Raw genomic sequence first — 16,264 nt, forward strand, 5'->3', positions numbered from 1 at the left:
GCGAACTCTACTTGACGCGAACGCCGTTCGTCTGTAGAACAGTGTTCGTCACACGAACACTGTTCGCCCCACTGGAGGACATCATGACCGAACGACGGGCCGAGGTCTTGGCCGTCCTGGGCAAGCTCGCCGACGCGTGGAACGAGGGTGACGCGGCCGCGTACGCGCACCTGTTCACCGAGGACGCCGACTACGTGACGTTCTTCGGCATGAACATGCCGGGCCGCGTGATCATCGAAAGCGCGCACCGATCGCTGTTCGGGGGGCTGCTGAAGGGATCGAAACTGGTCGCCGGGAGCGAGGAGCCCAAGGTCCGGTTCGTGCGGCCCGACGTCGCGATCGTCGTGTCCGGCGGTGGATCGTCGCTGGCGGGCGGCGAGCCCGAACCCGGCCGGGAATCGACACTGACGTATGTCCTGGTGGAGGAGTCCGAAGGCTGGCGGGTCGCGTCGTTCCAGAACACCAGGGTGAGTGATCCGGCCGCGAGCGCGGCGTGAAACCGCTGGTCGAAGTCGACGACGTGGTGCCCGCGTCCGCCGATGAGGTCTTCGCCCGGATCGCGGGATTTCTTCAAGCGCAGCAGTACAACCCGGGCTTCGAGATGGACCCCGAGCGCGGCCTCATCGCCCAGCAGGGCGGTTGGTGGTACCGCGGGGAGTACCTCGTCGTGGATGATCCGGCCGGTGCGCGGGTAACCCATCGGGTGTACAACGTCGCTTCCCGGGGACGGTGGGCGGTCCCGCTGGCCAACCGGTTCTTCGCCGGGTTCGACGGGCGTGTCCGGGAGAGCTTTGATCGGATGATGGGAGACGTCGCCCGCTCGATCCGGGATCGGCGTACGCTCAGTTAGGTTCACCTAACCTCATGAAAGGAATCGTGAATGGCCGAGGCGCGGAGATCAGTGTCGGCGACCCGGTTGCGGGTGCTGCGCACCGAGCGGATCACCCCGCATATGGTCCGGATCGTCGCTGGGGGCGAAGGGATCGCCTCGTTCCAGCCCAACGAATTCACCGACGCCTACGTCAAGGTGCACTTCCGGGTGCCCGGCGTCACCTATCCCGAGCCGTTCGACCTGGCGCGCGTCCGCGAAGAGCTGCCGCGTGAGCAGTGGCCGCGGATGCGTTCCTACACCGTCCGGGCCTTCGACCGGGATCTCGGCGAGCTGGTGCTCGACTTCGTCCACCACGGTGACGAGGGTGTCGCCGGACCGTGGGCCGCCGCCGCGAAACCGGGCGACGAGCTGCTGATCTCGGGTCCCGGCGGGGCGTACGCGCCGAGCGAGGAAGCCGACTGGCACCTGCTCGCGGGTGACGAGAGCGCCCTTCCGGCGATCGCCGCGTCACTCGAAGCGATGCCGGCGGGCGTTCCCGTGCACGCGGTCATCCTCGTCGAGGACGCCGCCGAAGAGCAGTCGCTGACCACCAAGGGCGACGCGCGGATCACCTGGCTGCACCGGAGCCGGGGCGACGATCTCGCAGCCGCCGTCCGCGCGCTCGAGTGGCGTGACGGCGTTGTGCAGGCGTTCGTACACGGCGAGGCCGCGTTCGTCCGGGATCTGCGACGGCACCTGCTGGACGACCGGGGAATGCGGCGCGACCTGCTGTCCATCTCCGGATACTGGCGGATCGGGAAGACCGACGAGGCGTGGCGACTGGAGAAACAGGCCGAACGGAACGCGTAGCCTCGGTCGCATGATCGAGCTGAAGGTGGACGTCGACCCGGCCGAGGTGGGCTTCGACGCGGAGCGGTTGCGGCGGATCGACAAGCACTTCGACGGGTACCTGGAGCGAAATCTGCTTCCCGGGTACCTGGCCGTGGTGACCCGCAACGGGAAGGTCGCGCATCTCGCGTCGAACGGGCTGCGCGACATCGAGGCCGGGCTCCCGGTCGAGACCGACACGATCTGGCGTGTCTTCTCGATGACGAAGCCGGTCACCTCGGTCGCCGCGATGATGCTCGTCGAAGAGGGGCGCATCGACCTCCGGGACCCGATTTCCCGGTGGCTGCCGGAATTCGCGGAACCGCGGGTCTTCACGGCGGGCTCGTCCGTCCGGGTGGTGACCGAGCCGGCGACGGAGCCGATCCGGCTCTGGCACCTGCTCACCCACACCGCCGGGCTGACGTACGGGTTCCACCGCACGCATCCGGTCGACGCGCTCTACCGCGAGGCCGGCTTCGACTGGGGCACCGCGCCGGGACTCGACCTCGCGAGTGTCTCCGAGGCGCTCGCGCGGCAGCCGTTGCAGTTCCAGCCCGGTTCGGAATGGAACTATTCGGTCGCGACGGACATCCTCGGCAGGCTCGTCGAGGTCGTCTCCGGTCAGTCTCTCGACACCTTCTTCAGCGAGCGGATCTTCACCCCGCTCGGCATGCACGAGACCGGATTCCAAACCGACCCGGCCGCCCTCGACCGGCTGGCCGCGCTCTATGTGCCCCATCCGAAGACGAAGGCCCCGTTCCGTCACGACGAGATGGGCGCCATCGGCCGTGTCACGCCCACGTGCCTCTCGGGCGGCGGGGGGCTGGTCTCGACGGCGGGTGACTACCACCGCTTCACACAGATGCTGCTGCGTGGCGGTGAACTCGACGGCGTCCGGCTGCTCGGTTCGCGCACGGTGGAGGTCATGGCGAGCAACCACCTGCCGGGCGGGGTGGATCTGGAGACCTATGGTCGCGTCGGGTTCTCCGAGACGCCGTACGACGGTTTCGGCTTCGGACTGGGCTTTTCCGTGCTCGACGACCCGGTGAAGGCCAAAACCCTCGCCAGCGCGGGGGAATTCGCCTGGGGTGGCGCGGCGAGCACCGCCTTCTGGGTCGATCCCGACGAGGACGTCACGGTGCTGTTCTTCACCCAGCTGCTGCCGTCGTCGACCCATCCGATCCGCGCCGAACTGCGCAATCTGGTGTACCAAGCCCTCGTGGGCTGATCCTTTTCGGGCAGCCCATCAGGCGGATCCTTTACCCCGCGGTGGAAACCCGGCCAGACTGGACCCAGCCGAAGGGGAGGGGTCCTCATGCGCCGGATCGCGGTGGTCGGGGCCGGTCAAGCCGGTCTGGTCCTGGCCTTGGGCCTGCAGCGGCACGGGTACGCCGTCACCGTGGTCACCGACCGCGACGCCGGAACGATCCGTGCCGGCGGCCTCATCTCGAACCAGTGTTTGTTCCATCCCGCCCTGACCCGGGAACGCGCGCTGGGCATCAACTTCTGGGACGGCACCGCCCCGGAGATGCTCGGCGCGTCGTTCGGGCTCGCCGGGTACTCCCCGGAGCCCGCCGTCTCGTGGCGCGCCCGCTTCGACCACCCCGCGCAGTCGGTCGACCAACGGGTCAAGGTGTCCGACTGGCTGACCGCGTTCGCCGCCCGCGGCGGTGAGGTGCGGATCGGCAAGGTGACGCCCGACGGGCTGGAGGAGTACGCCCGCGAGTTCGATCTCGTGCTGGTCGCTGCCGGGCGAGGACCACAGTTCGACGGTCTCTTCCCGCGTGACGACGCGCGTTCCCCGTATCGCGAACCGCAGCGGACCATCGGGATCCTGTACCTCGTCTCCGGAGGCGACGAGCCGCTTCCGGTGTATCCGGGCCTGACGTTCGGGCTTTCCCAGGCCGGTGAGCTGTTCGGGTTGCCGGTCCAGTCGGTGCGCGGGCCCGTCTTCGGCCTCGGGTTCTTCGGAGTTCCCGGCGGGCCCATGGACGTCTGGGACGACGTCACCGACGTCGACGAGCATTTCACTCTCGCGATGACGCTGCTGCGCAAGCAGTTCCCGTGGGTCGAAGAGTCGCTCGCCGGTGCACGCCCGAGCGGGCCGCTGGACGTCCTGCGCGGCCGGGTCCTGCCGATCGTGCGTGACCCGGTCGGGACGCTGCCGTCGGGGGCGAAGGTGCTCGCGATGGGCGACGCCGCGGTGACGAACGACCCGATCGCCGGGCAGGGCGCGAACCTGGCGGCGCACGCGGCCGCGGTCTACGAACAGAGCATCCTCGACCACGGCGACCGCCCGTTCGACGAAGCGTTCCAGCGCCGTACTTTCGCCAAGTACTGGGAAAAGGCACAGCACGCGACCCGGCTGAGCAACGATTTCCTCGCGCCGCCACCGGATCACGTGCTGGCCACCCTGGACGCCGCGCAAACGGCGCCCGAGGTGGCACGCCGGTTCGCGCACGTCTTCTCCGACCCCGCCGACTACGCCGCTTGGCTTACCGACGAGGAAGTCGCGCTCGCCTACCTCGAGTCGAACGGTTTCTGATCCGGGGCGCAGACGGTGCCGCGCGCCGGGAGACGGCCGTGGATCAGGTACGCGTCGAGGGCCGCGTCGACACACTTGCTGCGGTTCGCGGCGCCGTGCCCCCAGGCGTCCAGCGTCAGGAGCCGGGCGTTCCCGAGGATGCGTTCGGTCCGTTTCGCTCCGGCGTACGGCGTTTCCGGATCGCCCTTGCCGTTGGCCAGCAACAGGATCGGGGCGGTCGGCCGGTTCCACGGTCCGGTGTAGCGCGCCGGGTCGGAGGCGGGCCAGAAAGCACACGGCAGCGAGAGATACGTGTCGTACGAACCGAAACCGCGGCTTTCTCGATCGGCCTCGCGGGCCGCCTTCGGCCACGCCGCCGGGTCACGCGGGTTCGTGGTGTCCGCGCAGATCGTCCCGCCACCGCCGAGTGCGGAGTCGAACGGCGTCACGATGGCTTTCGCCGAGGCCGATTTCGTCGCGGACTGAAGGAATTCCGCCAGCGCGGGCGAGTTGCCCTCGTCGGTCAGCGCGTTGTGGGTGCGCCGGATGACGTCCTGATAGGTGATCGCGCCCGGCGTGGCCTCGAGCCGGTCGAGGATGCCGTCGTACTTGGCCCGTAGGTCCGTCCCGGGTTCGCGGAACGCGCACCGGACGTCGGCCGCGCAGGCGTCGAGGAACGCCTGCAGCGCGCGGTCCGCGTCCCGGAAGCCGCCGAGCCTGGTGCTGAACGGGACGTTCGCGTCCTCCGGACGGTGCCCGGTGGACCAGGCGATCGGATCGTCGACGGCGTCGAGGGCCAAGGCCCCGACGCGATGCGGGAACAGGTTGGCGTACACCTCGCCGAGGTACGTGCCGTACGAGAGACCGTAGTACCGCAGGCGGGGCTCACCGGCGGCCTCACGGAGTTTGTCGAGATCCCGGGCGACGTTCGTGGTCGACAGATGACCCAGCAGCGGCCCGGCGTTGCGGCCGCACGAGGCGGCGACCTCACGGACGTCGGCGATCTGCCGGGTTTCCTGCTCGACGGTGATCGGGAACTGGCCGAGCACCCGCTTGAGCGGCTCGAGTTCCGCTTCGCTCGCGAAGCAGCGGACAGGCGTACTGGCGCCGACGCCGCGCGGGTCGAAGCCCACGATGTCGAACTGCCGGTGCAGCGACGCGGTCTGGAACTCGCTGAAGCGGCCGGGATTCCCGGGGCCCCCGGGGTTGGTGAAGACGGTGCCGCGTCTGTGCTTCTGGTCGGTCGCGGGAAGGCGGCCGAGCGCGATGGTGATCCGGGGGCCGCCCGGATCCCGGTACGAAAGCGGGACTTCCAGTTCGGCGCAGTCATAGCCGGATGGCGATCCCGCCGGACAAGGGCCCCAGGCGATGCCCTTCGGCGTGGCCGAGACCGCGGGCGCGATCGTGACGGCGGCGAGTGCGGTGAGGGTGATCAAAGCGGCGGTGCGGACTCTGCTGGTGGTCACCCGTCCAGCGTCTCGGCTCGCGGGCGCGTGATCCCTGGTGCGCGTACCCGGAAAGACGGTGGAGCAGGCCCTACCCCGCCTCCGCCAGGCACGAAAAAGGAGGGGCGCGCCCCTCCATGTTCAACATATAGCGCACCTGGGGGCTTGCGGCAAGACCCCGGTGATACCGCAGAATCCTCGGCCGTAGCCAGTACAGGCCGAACAGGAGTGAAGATTTGACGGACGTCGACGTGATCATCGTGGGTGCCGGTCCGACCGGTCTGATGCTGGCCGCGGAATTGCGGCCGGCCGGGGTGCGCCCGCTGGTCCTGGAACGGCGGCCGGAACAGGGGAAGACACCGAAGGCCCACGGTCTCAGCGGGCAGATCCTGGACCTGCTGGAGTACCGCGGCCTGCTGGACCGGGTCCGGGGGCTCGTCACCGACCCCGTCCCGCCCCACCGGTTCCCGTTCGGCGGCGTGCACGTCGACCTCACGCGGTTCGACGAGCCCCCGCTGAAGGCGCTGTCGGTGCGACAGCAGTTGTTGGAGCGGATGCTGGAGGAACACGCTCTCGAACTCGGCGCCGAGGTGCGCCGCGGGCACGAGGTCATCGGACTGTCCCAGGACGGCACCTCCGTGACGGCCCAGGTCCGCGGGCCGGAGGGGGAGTACGAAGTCACCGCCCCGTACCTCGTCGGATGTGACGGCGGACGCAGCCCCGTCCGCGCGCTCGCCGGGATCGGGTTCCCCGGGACCACCTATCCCGAGGTCAACCGGATCGGGCAGGTCAAGATCCCCGAGGGGCTGACCGTGCACGACGACGGCGACATCGAGACACCGGGGCTGGGCCGGATCAAGGCGGGCTACACCCGCACCGACAACGGGGTGTTCGCGCTCGGTTCGCTGACGCCGGGGATCTTGTTCATCCAGACCACCGAGGACGATCTCGGCGAGATCGACGACGACGTGCCGCTGACGCTGACCGAGTTCGGCGACAGCATCCGCCGCGTGCTCGGCGGTGACGTCCCGCTGGGCGATCCGGTCCGGCTCTCGCGCTACCAGTTCTCCGCCCGCCAGGCGGAGCGCTACCGCGAGGGACGGGTCCTGCTGGCGGGCGACGCGGCCCACCTGCTGCCGTCGACCGGTACGGCGATCAACGTCGGTATGTCCGACTCGGTCAACCTCGCCTGGAAGCTGGCCGCCGAGATCCAGGGGCGGGCGCCGGAGGGACTGCTGGACACCTATCACGCGGAACGGCACGCCGCCGGTGCCCGTGCGCTGCTGCAGTCCCAGGCGCAGGTCGCGCTGCGGCGCGGGCACGACGAAGCCGCCGAGGCGCTCCGGACGGTCTTCCAGGAACTGCTGGGCGACGAGCAGCCCGCGCGACGGCTGGCCGCGCATCTCGCCGGGACCGACCTGCGCTACCCGATGCCCGGCTCCGGGCACGCGCTCGCCGGCACCTTCGTCCCGGATCTCGCGCTGGAGACCGACCAGGGCGCGACCAGCGTCGGGGAGTTGCTGCGCCCGGCGCGGCCGGTCCTGCTCGACCTCGCCGGACGGCCGGAGCTCCGCGAGCTCGCCGAAGGACTTGTCGACGTCCACGTCGCCAAGGCCGAGGACCGGCCCGCCGACGTCCTCCTGATCCGCCCGGACGGGTACATCGCCTGGGCGGGGGACACCGACGACGGCCTGCGAGAAGCGCTCGCCGCCTGGTTCGGCGCCTGACCCCCACGCGATTAGTCCTCTACTTGCGGTAGTTGCACGCGCAAGGACCGCAAGTAGAGGACTGAACGCAGAAGGGGTCAGCGGCCGATGACCTCCGAGCCGTAGCGCTTCAGGGTTTCTTCGCGCTGATCGTGCATGAGGTACAGCGCGAACTGGTCCACCCCGAGCGAAGCCAGCTCCTCCAGCCGCTCCACATGCGCCGAAGACGGCCCGAGCAGGCAGAACCGGTCCACGATCTCGTCCGGCACGAAGTCGGTCGAGGGATTGCCCGCCCGCCCGTGGTGCGAGTAGTCGTACCCCTCCCGCTCGCGGATGTAGTCGGTCAGTTCGCGCGGCACCGGCCCGGAATCGCCGTACCGCGCCACGAGATCCGCGACGTGGTTGCCGACCATCCCGCCGAACCAGCGCAACTGTTCGCGCTGGTGCGCCAGATCGTCCCCGACGTACGCCGGTGCGGCGAGGCAGATCGTGATCCCGCCCGGATCCCGTCCCGCCGCACGGGCCGCCTCGCGGACGGCGCCGATGGTCCACCGGGCGATCGCGGGATCGGCGCACTGGAGGATGAAGCCGTCAGCGTGTTCGCCGACCGTCTTCAGCGCCTTCGGCCCGTAGCCCGCCATCCACATTTCGAGCCTGCCGTTGCGGATCCAGGGAATCTGGACCGGCTTGTCCCGCAACAGGACCTCCCGGCCCTCGGCCAGCTCCTTGACCACGTGCATGCAGTCGCGCACGGTGGCCAAAGTGGACGGTGCCATGCCGACGACCCGGTGCGCCGAATCGCCCCGGCCGATCCCGCACACCGTCCGGTTGCCGTACATGTCGTTGAGCGTGGCGAAGGTCGACGCCATCACCGACCAGTCCCGCGTGGCCGGGCTGGTCACCATCGGGCCCACGATCATCGACGACGTCGCCGCGAGGATCTGCGAGTAGATGACGAACGGTTCCTGCCACAGCACACACGAGTCGAACGTCCAGCCGTAGCGGAAACCCTGGTCCTCGGCGGCCTTCATCAGCCGCACCAGGTCGCGTGCGGGTGGGTCGGTCTGGAGCACTATCCCGAAATCCATCCGGCCTTCTTCCCCTCCACCACCCTCAACGGAGCGGCTTCGCCACACTGAGTTCGATTGCCTCAGTTCAAGTACTGGTTCAGGTCGCGCGAGAGGAATTTCCCGTGCGTCGTACTGCCCGAGAACCCGGAAGGCGACACCACCACGCGGCCGCGCGAGAGCACGGTCTCGACCTTCCCGGTGATCTCCATTCCTTCGTAGGCCGAGTAGTCCACGTTCATGTGGTGCGTTTCGACCGACAAGGTCTGTTTCGCCGACGGGTCGTAGATGACGATGTCCGCGTCCGAACCCGCCGCGATGACGCCCTTGCGCGGGTACAGCCCGAACATCCGCGCCGGGGTGGTGGAGCAGGTCTCGACCCACCGGCCGAGGGTGAGCTCGCCCGCCACGACACCCTGGTGCAGCAGGTCCATCCGGTGCTCGACGCCGGGGATCCCGTTGGGGATCGCGCGGAAGTCACCGCGGCCGAGTTCCTTCTGGTCCTTGAAACAGAACGGACAGTGATCCGTCGACACCACCGAGAGGTCGTTGGTGCGCAGCCCTCGCCACAGGTCCGCCTGATGCGCCTTCTCGCGCAGCGGGGGAGAGGCGACGTACTTCGAGCCCTCGAAATCCGGCTTAGCCAAGTCCTCGATGGACAGATAGAGATACTGAGGACACGTCTCCGCGAAGACGTTCTGACCGTTGTCACGCGCCTCCGCGACCGCCGCGAGTGCCTGCGACGCCGAGAGGTGCACGATGTACAGCGGCGCCCCGGTCACCTTGGCCAGCTGGATCGCGCGCGAGGTCGCCTCGCCCTCCAGCTCCGGCGGCCGGGTGAGCCCGTGCTGCACCGGGTCGATCTTCCCGGCGGCGAACGCCTGCGCGGCCAGCTGGTCGATCGCGATGCCGTTCTCCGCGTGCATCATGATCGTGGCGCCGATTTCGCGCGCCTTCTGCATGGCCAGCAGGATTTCGCCGTCCGTGGAGTAGAACACCCCCGGGTACGCCATGAACATCTTGAAGCTGCCGACCCCGCCGTCGACGCACGCCTGCATCTCCTTCAGCGACGAATCGTTGACGTCGGAGACGATCATGTGGAAGCCGTAGTCGATGGCGCAGTTGCCGTCGGCCTTCTCGTGCCACTTGTCCATGGTGGACAGCAGAGAGGTGCCCTTGGCCTGGACGGCGAAGTCGATGATCGTGGTCGTCCCGCCCCACGCCGCCGCGGTCGTCCCGGTGCCGAAGGTGTCGACGGAATGCGTCCCGCCGAACGGCATCTCCATATGGGTGTGCGCGTCGATCCCGCCGGGCAGCACGTACTTCCCGGTGGCGTCGATGGTCTCGTCGGCCGGTCCCAGGGTGCCGGGCGCGCCGACGGCCGCGATCGTCTCGCCGTCGACGAGGACGTCCGCCGCCGAAGCGCCCGCCGTGGACAGCACCTGCCCGCCGCTGATGAGGGTGGTCATCACGCCTCCGCGAGGGGTCCGTAGCTGTCGGGACGGCGGTCTCGGTAGAAGGCCCACAGGTCCCGCACTTCGGCGAGCTGCCCCATGTCGAGGTCGCGGATGACGATCTCCTCCTCGGTGTCGGAAGCGGCCTCGCCGATCAGCTGGCCGCGCGGATCCGCGAAGTACGTCTGACCGTAGAAGTCGTTGTCGCCCAGCGGTTCCACGCCGACCCGGTTGATCGTGCCGACGAAGTACTCGTTCGCGACGGCGGCCGCGGGCTGCTCCAGCCGCCACAGGTATTCCGACAGACCGCGGCTGGTCGCCGACGGGTTGAACACGATCTTCGCCCCCGCCAGGCCCAGCGCGCGCCAGCCCTCCGGGAAATGCCGCTCGTAACAGATGTAGACGCCGATGCGGCCGACGGCGGTGTCGAACACCGGGTAGCCCAGGTTCCCGGGCCGGAAGTAGAACTTCTCCCAGAAGCCCTTCACCTGCGGGATGTGGTTCTTGCGGTGCTTGCCGAGGTAGGTCCCGTCGGCGTCGATCACCGCGGCGGTGTTGTAGTACACGCCGGGCTGCTCGACCTCGTACATCGGGACGACCAGCACGACGCCGTGCCGTTCGGCGACCTCCTGCATGAGTTTCGTCGTCGGCCCGTCGGGGATGCCCTCGGTGTAGGAGTAGTAGTCGGTGTCCTGCACCTGGCAGAAATACGGTCCGTAGAACAACTCCTGCAGGCAGATCACCTGCGCGCCCTGCGAAGCGGCCTTGCCGATGGCTTCGACCGCGTTGGCGATCATCGACTCCTTGTCACCCGTCCACCGCTGCTGGATCAATCCGGCTCGGACCAGGTCGCTCACTTGCTTCCTCCTCTGTGTAGGCGGTGCGCTTGTGCTCGGGCAGGGCCAGCAGCAGGTAGACGACGAAGGCGCCCGCCAGTCCGACGACCCAGTTGTAGTCGTAGAGCGGTTTCAGGAACGGGATCAGCCCGTCGGCGGGGAACGGCCCGCCGTACGCGCCGCCGACCGAGAGCACGGCGCCGACCAGCGTCGCGACCAGCGCCCGCCAGTTCCAGCCGCCCTTGAACCAGTAGACGCCGCGTTCGGTGTAGAGGTCCTTCAGGTTGAGGCGCGTGCGTTTGACCACCCAGTAGCCGGCGACGAGCACCCCGGCGACCGCGCCGAGCAGGCCGCCGTAGAAGCCGAGCCACGCGAAGATGTAGATGTTCGGGTCGGAGTAGAGCCGCCACGGCTGGATGACGATGCCGATGATCCCGGTGATCAGCCCGCCGACGGCGAAGGTGATCTTCTTCGGGAAGGCGTTGGAGAAGTCGTAGGACGGGCTGACCACGTTGGCCGCGAGGTTGGCCGACACGGTCGCCAGCACCAGCGCGATCAGCGCGACCACCACCACGACCGGGGAGTCGAACCGGTCGGCCAGTTTCGCCGGGTCCCAGATCTGTTCCCCGTAGAGGACACTGCCGCCCGAGGTGGTCAGGATCGCCACGACCGCGATGAAGGTCATCGTGGTCGGCAGGCCGAGGATCTGCCCGCGGACCTGTTTGCCCTGGCTGCCGCCGAAGCGGGTGAAGTCCGGCATGTTGAGCGAAAGCGTCGACCAGAACGCGATCATCGCCATCAGCGACGGCGCGAACACCTTCCAGAAGTCCGGCCCCCAGCCCAGTTTCCCGGGTTCGGACAGGATCGGGCCGAGTCCGCCCGCCTTGACCAGCACGTAGCCCAGCAGGATCAGGAAGCCGACCGAGACCAGCGGGGCCGTCCAGTTCTCGAACCGGCGGACCGCCTCCATCCCGCGCCAGATGATGAGCATCTGGAACAGCCAGAACAACCCGAAGGACAGCCACAGCGTCCAGTGCTGGCCCAGGACGACGGTGGAGTCCTTCCATCCGGAGCCCGCCAGCCGTCCGACGATGATGTAGACGGCCTCGCCGCCGACCCAGGTCTGGATGCCGAACCAGCCGCAAGCGATGAACGCCCGCAGCAACGCCGCGAGATTCGCGCCGCGCATGCCGAAGAAGGCACGGGCGAACACCGGGAACGGGATGCCGTACTTCGTCCCGGCGTGGCTGTTGAGCAGCATCGGGGCGAGCACGATCAGGTTGCCGATGGTGATCGTCAGCAAAGCCTGGAGCCAGTCCATGCCGAGCGCGATCAAGGAGGCGGCGAGCGCGTACGAGGGGATGTTGTGCGCCATCCCCATCCACAGCGCGAAGTAGTTGTAGGTCGTCCAGGTCCGCTTTTCGACCGGGACCGGGGCGAGTTCTTCGTTGTAGAAGCGGCTGTCCTTCAAGGACTCGACCTCGCCGAGTTCTACCCGGCCATCAGGATGCACGAGCTGGGTTCCGCGTGCCGTCGGCTCCATTGCGGAATCGTGCTCGCCCTCGTCGCGCAGGTGGGACTGGCAGACTGTTCACTGTTGGTGGCGTCGGAGCGCAGACTGTCGATTGCGTTCGCCGGGTCCGGAGTGCATGACCTGCGTCACACACACGGTCGTCGTAATCCGGCAATCCGGGTGAAACATCTCCACAGGATCTCCACAGCTCACCCGAACGGTCTCCACGGTCGCTGCTTACAGTCATCCCCATGGAACTGGGAGGACACCGGGTGCTGGTCGTCGAGGACGACGTGACCATCGCCGAAGCCATCGCCGCGCGGCTGCGCGCGGAGGGCTTCACCGTCGATCTGGCGCACGACGGTCCTTCCGGCGTCGAGACGGACGCCGCGCGGGAACCGGATCTGGTGGTGCTCGACGTGATGCTGCCGGGCTTCGACGGGCTCGAGGTCTGCCGCCGGATCCAGGCCCGCCGCCCGGTCCCGGTGCTGATGCTGACCGCCCGGTCGGACGAGACGGACATGCTGATCGGCCTCGGCGTCGGCGCGGACGACTACCTCACTAAGCCGTTCTCCATGCGCGTGCTCTCGGCCAGGGTGCACGCGCTGCTGCGCCGCGTCGAACGGTCGGCACGGACCGACGTGAGCGAAGCGGGCACGAAGATCGTGCTCGGCGACCTCGAAATCGACGTCGAACAGCGGCGGGTCACGCGGGCGGGCACACCGGCCCAGCTGACTCCGATCGAGTTCGACCTCCTCGTCCACTTCGCGAAGCGCCCGAGGGCGGTGCAGCCGCGGGAGCGGCTGCTGAGCGAGGTCTGGGACTGGGACGTCGCGGGCACCGGCTCGGGCACCCGCGCCGTCGACAGCCACATCAAGGCGCTGCGCCGCAAACTGGGCGCGGACCTCATCCGCACCGTGCACGGCGTCGGGTACGCCCTGGAGGTGGGATCGTGAAACTCCGCCCGCTGTTCGGCCGGATCGTCGACGCGCTTCCGAGGCCGCTCGACCCGGTCCGGTCCATCAAGCTCAAGCTCGCGATCCTGCTGGTGTCCTCGGGCGGTATCGCGTTCGCCTTCTTCAACTGGCAGATCGGCTGGCTGCCGCCGCGCACCACGATCGCCGCGATGGTGCTCGCCGTGGTCACCTCGCAGATCCTGGCGCACGGGATGACCCGGCCGCTGCGCGAGATGACCGCCGCCGCCAGGGCGATGGCCAAGGGCGACTACACGCGGCGGGTCCGGGCGACCGCCCGCGACGAGGTCGGCGAACTCGCCCACGCCTTCAACCAGATGGCCGCCGACCTCGACGCCTCGGACCAACGGCGGCGCGAGCTGATCGCGAACGTCTCCCACGAACTCCGCACGCCGATCACCGCGCTGAACGGCGTGCTGGAGAACCTGGTCGACGGCGTCGCCAAACCCGATCCGGCGACGCTGAAAACCGCGCTGCAGCAGACCGAACGGCTCGGCAGGCTGGTTTCGGAACTCCTCGACCTCTCGCGCATCGACGCCGGCGCGTTCCCGTTGCAGCTGGAGGAGTTCGATCTCGAACTGCTGCTGGAAGAGGTCGCCGCCGAGGCCGGGGTGACCTCCGCCGCGACCGGCCGCGGCGTGCGGTTCGCGGTCGACGTCCAGCCGCCCGGCGCGGTGGCCGTCGCCGACCGCGGCAGGCTCTACCAGGTCGTGGTCAACCTGCTCGACAACGCCGTCCGGCACGGGCCGGCCGGGGGCGAGGTCCGGGTGCGGGCGGAGGCCCGCGAGACCGACGTCGTCATCGAGGTCGAAGACGAAGGCCCCGGGATCCCGCCGGGGGAGCGGGACAGCGTGTTCGAACGGTTCACCCGCGGCGAGCGGGCGGGCGGCGGGGGCACCGGCCTCGGGCTCGCGATCGCCCGGTGGGTGGTCGACCTCCACGACGGCAGCATCGCCGTCGTCGCCCCCGAACGGCGTCCGGGCTGCGTCATCCGCGTCGTGATCCCGGTTCCGTAGTCCATTCCGCTTTCTTTTCGCGGCTCCGCACACCCACTCGAATGTGCTTTCGCAAACTGGAGGGTTCGATGAGCGAAGAACAAGAGGAGAAGCAGGCGCACGCGTCGCCCCCGTCGGCGACGGACACCTTGCCGCCCGCACCGCCGGTGCCAGTACCAGTGCCGGTGCTGATGCGGCCCCGGGTCCCGCCGAAGTCGTCGATCGTCCCGCTGCCCCGTTCGGTGCTGCCCGCCGCTGTCGCCGCCGGGCTGATCGCCGCGGTCGCCATGCCGGACGATCCCGGAGTCGGCTGGTTCGTGGCCGGGCTCGCCTTCGCCGTGGCCGTCTACGTCGCCGACAAACGGGCCCGCGGTGACGCCGAGCCGCACTTCCGCCTCGCCAGCGCGTTGTGGGCGGCGGTCGCGCTCGGACTGCTCGCGGTCGGCATGTTCCGCGCGTCGGTGTGGCTGAACGTGCTGTGCGTGCTGGCCGCCTGTGTCGCGGGATCTCTCGCGGTGGTCGGGAAACGCACCGTGAACACGATCATCTACGACGTCTTCGCGGTCCCGATCGAAGCGCTGCTTTCGGTCCCGTGGATCGGGCGCGGGCTCGTGAAGCTCGGCAAGAAGCCGGAAAGCCGTACGCGGCCGAGGTTCCTGGTGCCGGTGCTGGCGAGCGCCGGGCTGCTGCTCGTGTTCGTCCCGCTGCTGCGGGGCGCGGACGCCGCGTTCGCGAGCGTCGTCGACTCGGTGATCCCGGAGCTCGACCCGGGAACCTTCGTGCGCTGGGGTTTCCTGTTCGTCGTGGCCGCGTTCGCCGTCGCCGGGGCGTGTTACCTGCTGGCGGCCCCACCGTTGCCCGCCGAGGACGACGCGCCGCGCAGGCGGCTGGCGCACCGGCTCGAGTGGGCCCTGCCACTGGGCGTGCTGGTGGCGCTGTTCGCGAGCTTCGTCGTGGTCCGCCTGGTCGTGCTGTTCGGTGGCAGCGAGTACGTCCTGCGGACGGGCGGGCTGACGGCGGCCGAATACGCCAGAAGCGGGTTCTGGCAGCTGTCCGCCATCACCGTGCTGACCCTGCTGCTGGTCGCGGCGGCGCTGCGCTGGGCGCCGAAGTCGTCGGTGGCCGATCGCGCCTGGCAGCGCGGGTTGCTCGGCGTGCTGAGCGTGCTCAGCCTGGTGCTGGTCGCGTCGGCGTTGAGTCGCATGTGGACATACCAGCAGGCGTACGGGTTCACCGTGCTGCGGCTGCTGGTGGAGGTCTGCGAACTCTGGATCGGCCTGGTGTTCTCGCTGGTGCTGGCGTCCCTGGTCCCGTTGCGGTCGTCCTGGCTGCCGCGCGCGGCCATCGGTGCCGCGATCGCGGCGCTGCTGGGGCTGGCCGTCCTCGATCCGGAACGGTTCATCGCCGACCGCAACATCGACCGGATCGCGCACGGCAAGACGCTCGACACCCGTTATCTGTCAGGGTTTTCCGCCGACGTCGTCCCCGCGGCGGACCGGCTCCCGGAGCCACTGCGGTCGTGCGTGCTCGGGCCGGTCGTGACGGGTATCTCGGAAGATGATTGGCGAGGATGGAACCTGAGCCGGTCCCTCGCGCGTCAGACCCCCGTTGCCGCAGCGAGTAAGGCTGAATGCGCCTATTCGGCCCGTCGCTGAGCCGTGGCACCACGGCCTTGATCGCCCTCGTGGGGGTGAGGGCGATCAAGGCGGTGGTCAGGCGGCGACCGGCTCACCGGAGTGATCGGCAGCTTCGCTCGGCTCCGCGCGGTTGACGCGCCGCCGCGGAAACGCCCTTCACGAGACGGTTTTCGCGGAAATCACGCTCGATAGCCGACTAAATCGGAATTATCGTACCGGAAATTGATGGTTATCGTGCTGCGCGTGGGCTCAGTAGCCATTCGCCGAGAATTCCTTGGATACCTTACACCGTCGGTTGTCGGTGCTTAACCGGCCATCCTTGACACCTGTTTGGCCTATTCCGGCTTGCGCCTGTCGGTGCTTGACTGTCGGCGTGCTCTCGGTGAGCACGTCGGGGCTGGGGGTGCGTCGTCA

At 68.9% G+C, this 16,264-nt stretch carries 14 protein-coding genes; 9 read left to right on the forward strand and 5 right to left on the reverse strand.

Features of this window, described 5'->3' with window-relative positions; genetic code table 11:
* The first annotated feature begins 83 nt into the window (after window positions 1–83).
* The 5 genes from ACLJPX_RS32260 (at window position 84) to ACLJPX_RS32280 (ending at window position 4,244) form a co-directional block, all read left to right on the forward strand.
* A complete protein-coding gene (locus ACLJPX_RS32260) occupies window positions 84–497 on the forward strand; it encodes an SgcJ/EcaC family oxidoreductase (RefSeq protein ID WP_410604224.1) in 414 nt (137 codons plus the stop codon).
* On the forward strand, window positions 494–850 hold the full coding sequence (locus ACLJPX_RS32265) for a hypothetical protein (RefSeq protein WP_410604225.1): 357 nt from the start codon (window positions 494–496) through the stop codon (window positions 848–850). The genes ACLJPX_RS32260 and ACLJPX_RS32265 overlap by 4 nt, the downstream gene beginning before the upstream one ends.
* Before the next feature lie 30 nt (window positions 851–880).
* Complete coding sequence (locus ACLJPX_RS32270) at window positions 881–1,681, forward strand: siderophore-interacting protein (RefSeq protein WP_410604226.1); 801 nt, start codon at window positions 881–883, stop codon at window positions 1,679–1,681.
* Between the two features lie 10 nt (window positions 1,682–1,691).
* Window positions 1,692–2,927 carry a serine hydrolase domain-containing protein gene (locus ACLJPX_RS32275; RefSeq protein WP_410604227.1) on the forward strand — a complete coding sequence of 412 codons (1,236 nt, stop codon included), beginning with the start codon at window positions 1,692–1,694 and terminating at the stop codon, window positions 2,925–2,927.
* A gap of 87 nt (window positions 2,928–3,014) precedes the next feature.
* Window positions 3,015–4,244 (forward strand): styrene monooxygenase/indole monooxygenase family protein, encoded by a 1,230-nt coding sequence (locus ACLJPX_RS32280; RefSeq protein ID WP_410604228.1) that lies wholly within the window; start codon window positions 3,015–3,017, stop codon window positions 4,242–4,244.
* Here the strand turns inward: ACLJPX_RS32280 and ACLJPX_RS32285 are convergent.
* Window positions 4,220–5,689 carry an alpha/beta hydrolase gene (locus ACLJPX_RS32285; RefSeq protein WP_410604229.1) on the reverse strand — a complete coding sequence of 490 codons (1,470 nt, stop codon included), beginning with the start codon at window positions 5,687–5,689 and terminating at the stop codon, window positions 4,220–4,222. The two genes, ACLJPX_RS32280 and ACLJPX_RS32285, sit on opposite strands and share 25 nt — an antisense overlap.
* A 215-nt stretch (window positions 5,690–5,904) precedes the next feature.
* On the opposite strand from ACLJPX_RS32285, the gene ACLJPX_RS32290 reads away from it, so the two are divergent.
* A complete protein-coding gene (locus ACLJPX_RS32290; protein ID WP_410604230.1) occupies window positions 5,905–7,395 on the forward strand; it encodes an FAD-dependent monooxygenase in 1,491 nt (496 codons plus the stop codon).
* A gap of 77 nt (window positions 7,396–7,472) precedes the next feature.
* Here the strand turns inward: ACLJPX_RS32290 and ACLJPX_RS32295 are convergent, their stop codons facing one another.
* The 4 genes from ACLJPX_RS32295 to ACLJPX_RS32310 all read right to left on the reverse strand — a co-directional run bounded on the left by ACLJPX_RS32295 (window position 7,473) and on the right by ACLJPX_RS32310 (window position 12,274).
* Window positions 7,473–8,462 (reverse strand): TIGR03842 family LLM class F420-dependent oxidoreductase, encoded by a 990-nt coding sequence (locus tag ACLJPX_RS32295; protein WP_410604231.1) that lies wholly within the window; start codon window positions 8,460–8,462, stop codon window positions 7,473–7,475.
* A 62-nt stretch (window positions 8,463–8,524) separates the two neighbouring features.
* Window positions 8,525–9,910 carry a dihydropyrimidinase gene (gene hydA, locus ACLJPX_RS32300; RefSeq protein WP_410604232.1) on the reverse strand — a complete coding sequence of 462 codons (1,386 nt, stop codon included), beginning with the start codon at window positions 9,908–9,910 and terminating at the stop codon, window positions 8,525–8,527.
* Entirely contained in the window at window positions 9,910–10,752 is an 843-nt protein-coding gene (locus tag ACLJPX_RS32305; RefSeq protein WP_101606063.1) for a nitrilase-related carbon-nitrogen hydrolase, read from the reverse strand. Before ACLJPX_RS32305 ends, hydA begins: the two co-directional genes overlap by 1 nt.
* Entirely contained in the window at window positions 10,703–12,274 is a 1,572-nt protein-coding gene (locus ACLJPX_RS32310) for an NCS1 family nucleobase:cation symporter-1 (protein ID WP_410604233.1), read from the reverse strand. The genes ACLJPX_RS32305 and ACLJPX_RS32310 overlap by 50 nt, the downstream gene beginning before the upstream one ends.
* Window positions 12,275–12,516: 242 nt before the next feature.
* On the opposite strand from ACLJPX_RS32310, the gene ACLJPX_RS32315 reads away from it, so the two are divergent.
* The 3 genes from ACLJPX_RS32315 (at window position 12,517) to ACLJPX_RS32325 (ending at window position 15,868) form a co-directional block, all read left to right on the forward strand.
* Complete coding sequence (locus ACLJPX_RS32315) at window positions 12,517–13,200, forward strand: response regulator transcription factor (protein WP_168214530.1); 684 nt, start codon at window positions 12,517–12,519, stop codon at window positions 13,198–13,200.
* Window positions 13,197–14,234, forward strand: coding sequence for an ATP-binding protein (locus ACLJPX_RS32320; RefSeq protein ID WP_410604234.1), 1,038 nt, complete (start codon window positions 13,197–13,199; stop codon window positions 14,232–14,234). Before ACLJPX_RS32315 ends, ACLJPX_RS32320 begins: the two co-directional genes overlap by 4 nt.
* Window positions 14,235–14,302: 68 nt before the next feature.
* Window positions 14,303–15,868, forward strand: coding sequence for a DUF4153 domain-containing protein (locus tag ACLJPX_RS32325; RefSeq protein WP_410604235.1), 1,566 nt, complete (start codon window positions 14,303–14,305; stop codon window positions 15,866–15,868).
* Window positions 15,869–16,264 lie beyond the last annotated feature (396 nt).

Origin of the sequence: Amycolatopsis sp. lyj-90, assembly GCF_046549035.1 — a bacterium.
Taxonomy (GTDB): domain Bacteria; phylum Actinomycetota; class Actinomycetes; order Mycobacteriales; family Pseudonocardiaceae; genus Amycolatopsis.

What these genes read in the sequence shown, in the direction of transcription:
- ACLJPX_RS32260 (WP_410604224.1), top strand. Translation starts at nt 84, where the DNA reads ATGACCGAACGACGGGCCGAGGTCTTGGCCGTCCTGGGCAAGCTCGCC.
- ACLJPX_RS32270 (WP_410604226.1), top strand. Translation starts at nt 881, where the DNA reads ATGGCCGAGGCGCGGAGATCAGTGTCGGCGACCCGGTTGCGGGTGCTG.
- ACLJPX_RS32275 (WP_410604227.1), top strand. Translation starts at nt 1,692, where the DNA reads ATGATCGAGCTGAAGGTGGACGTCGACCCGGCCGAGGTGGGCTTCGAC.
- ACLJPX_RS32280 (WP_410604228.1), top strand. Translation starts at nt 3,015, where the DNA reads ATGCGCCGGATCGCGGTGGTCGGGGCCGGTCAAGCCGGTCTGGTCCTG.
- ACLJPX_RS32295 (WP_410604231.1), bottom strand. Translation starts at nt 8,462, where the DNA reads ATGGATTTCGGGATAGTGCTCCAGACCGACCCACCCGCACGCGACCTG.
- hydA (WP_410604232.1), bottom strand. Translation starts at nt 9,910, where the DNA reads ATGACCACCCTCATCAGCGGCGGGCAGGTGCTGTCCACGGCGGGCGCT.
- ACLJPX_RS32310 (WP_410604233.1), bottom strand. Translation starts at nt 12,274, where the DNA reads ATGGAGCCGACGGCACGCGGAACCCAGCTCGTGCATCCTGATGGCCGG.
- ACLJPX_RS32325 (WP_410604235.1), top strand. Translation starts at nt 14,303, where the DNA reads ATGAGCGAAGAACAAGAGGAGAAGCAGGCGCACGCGTCGCCCCCGTCG.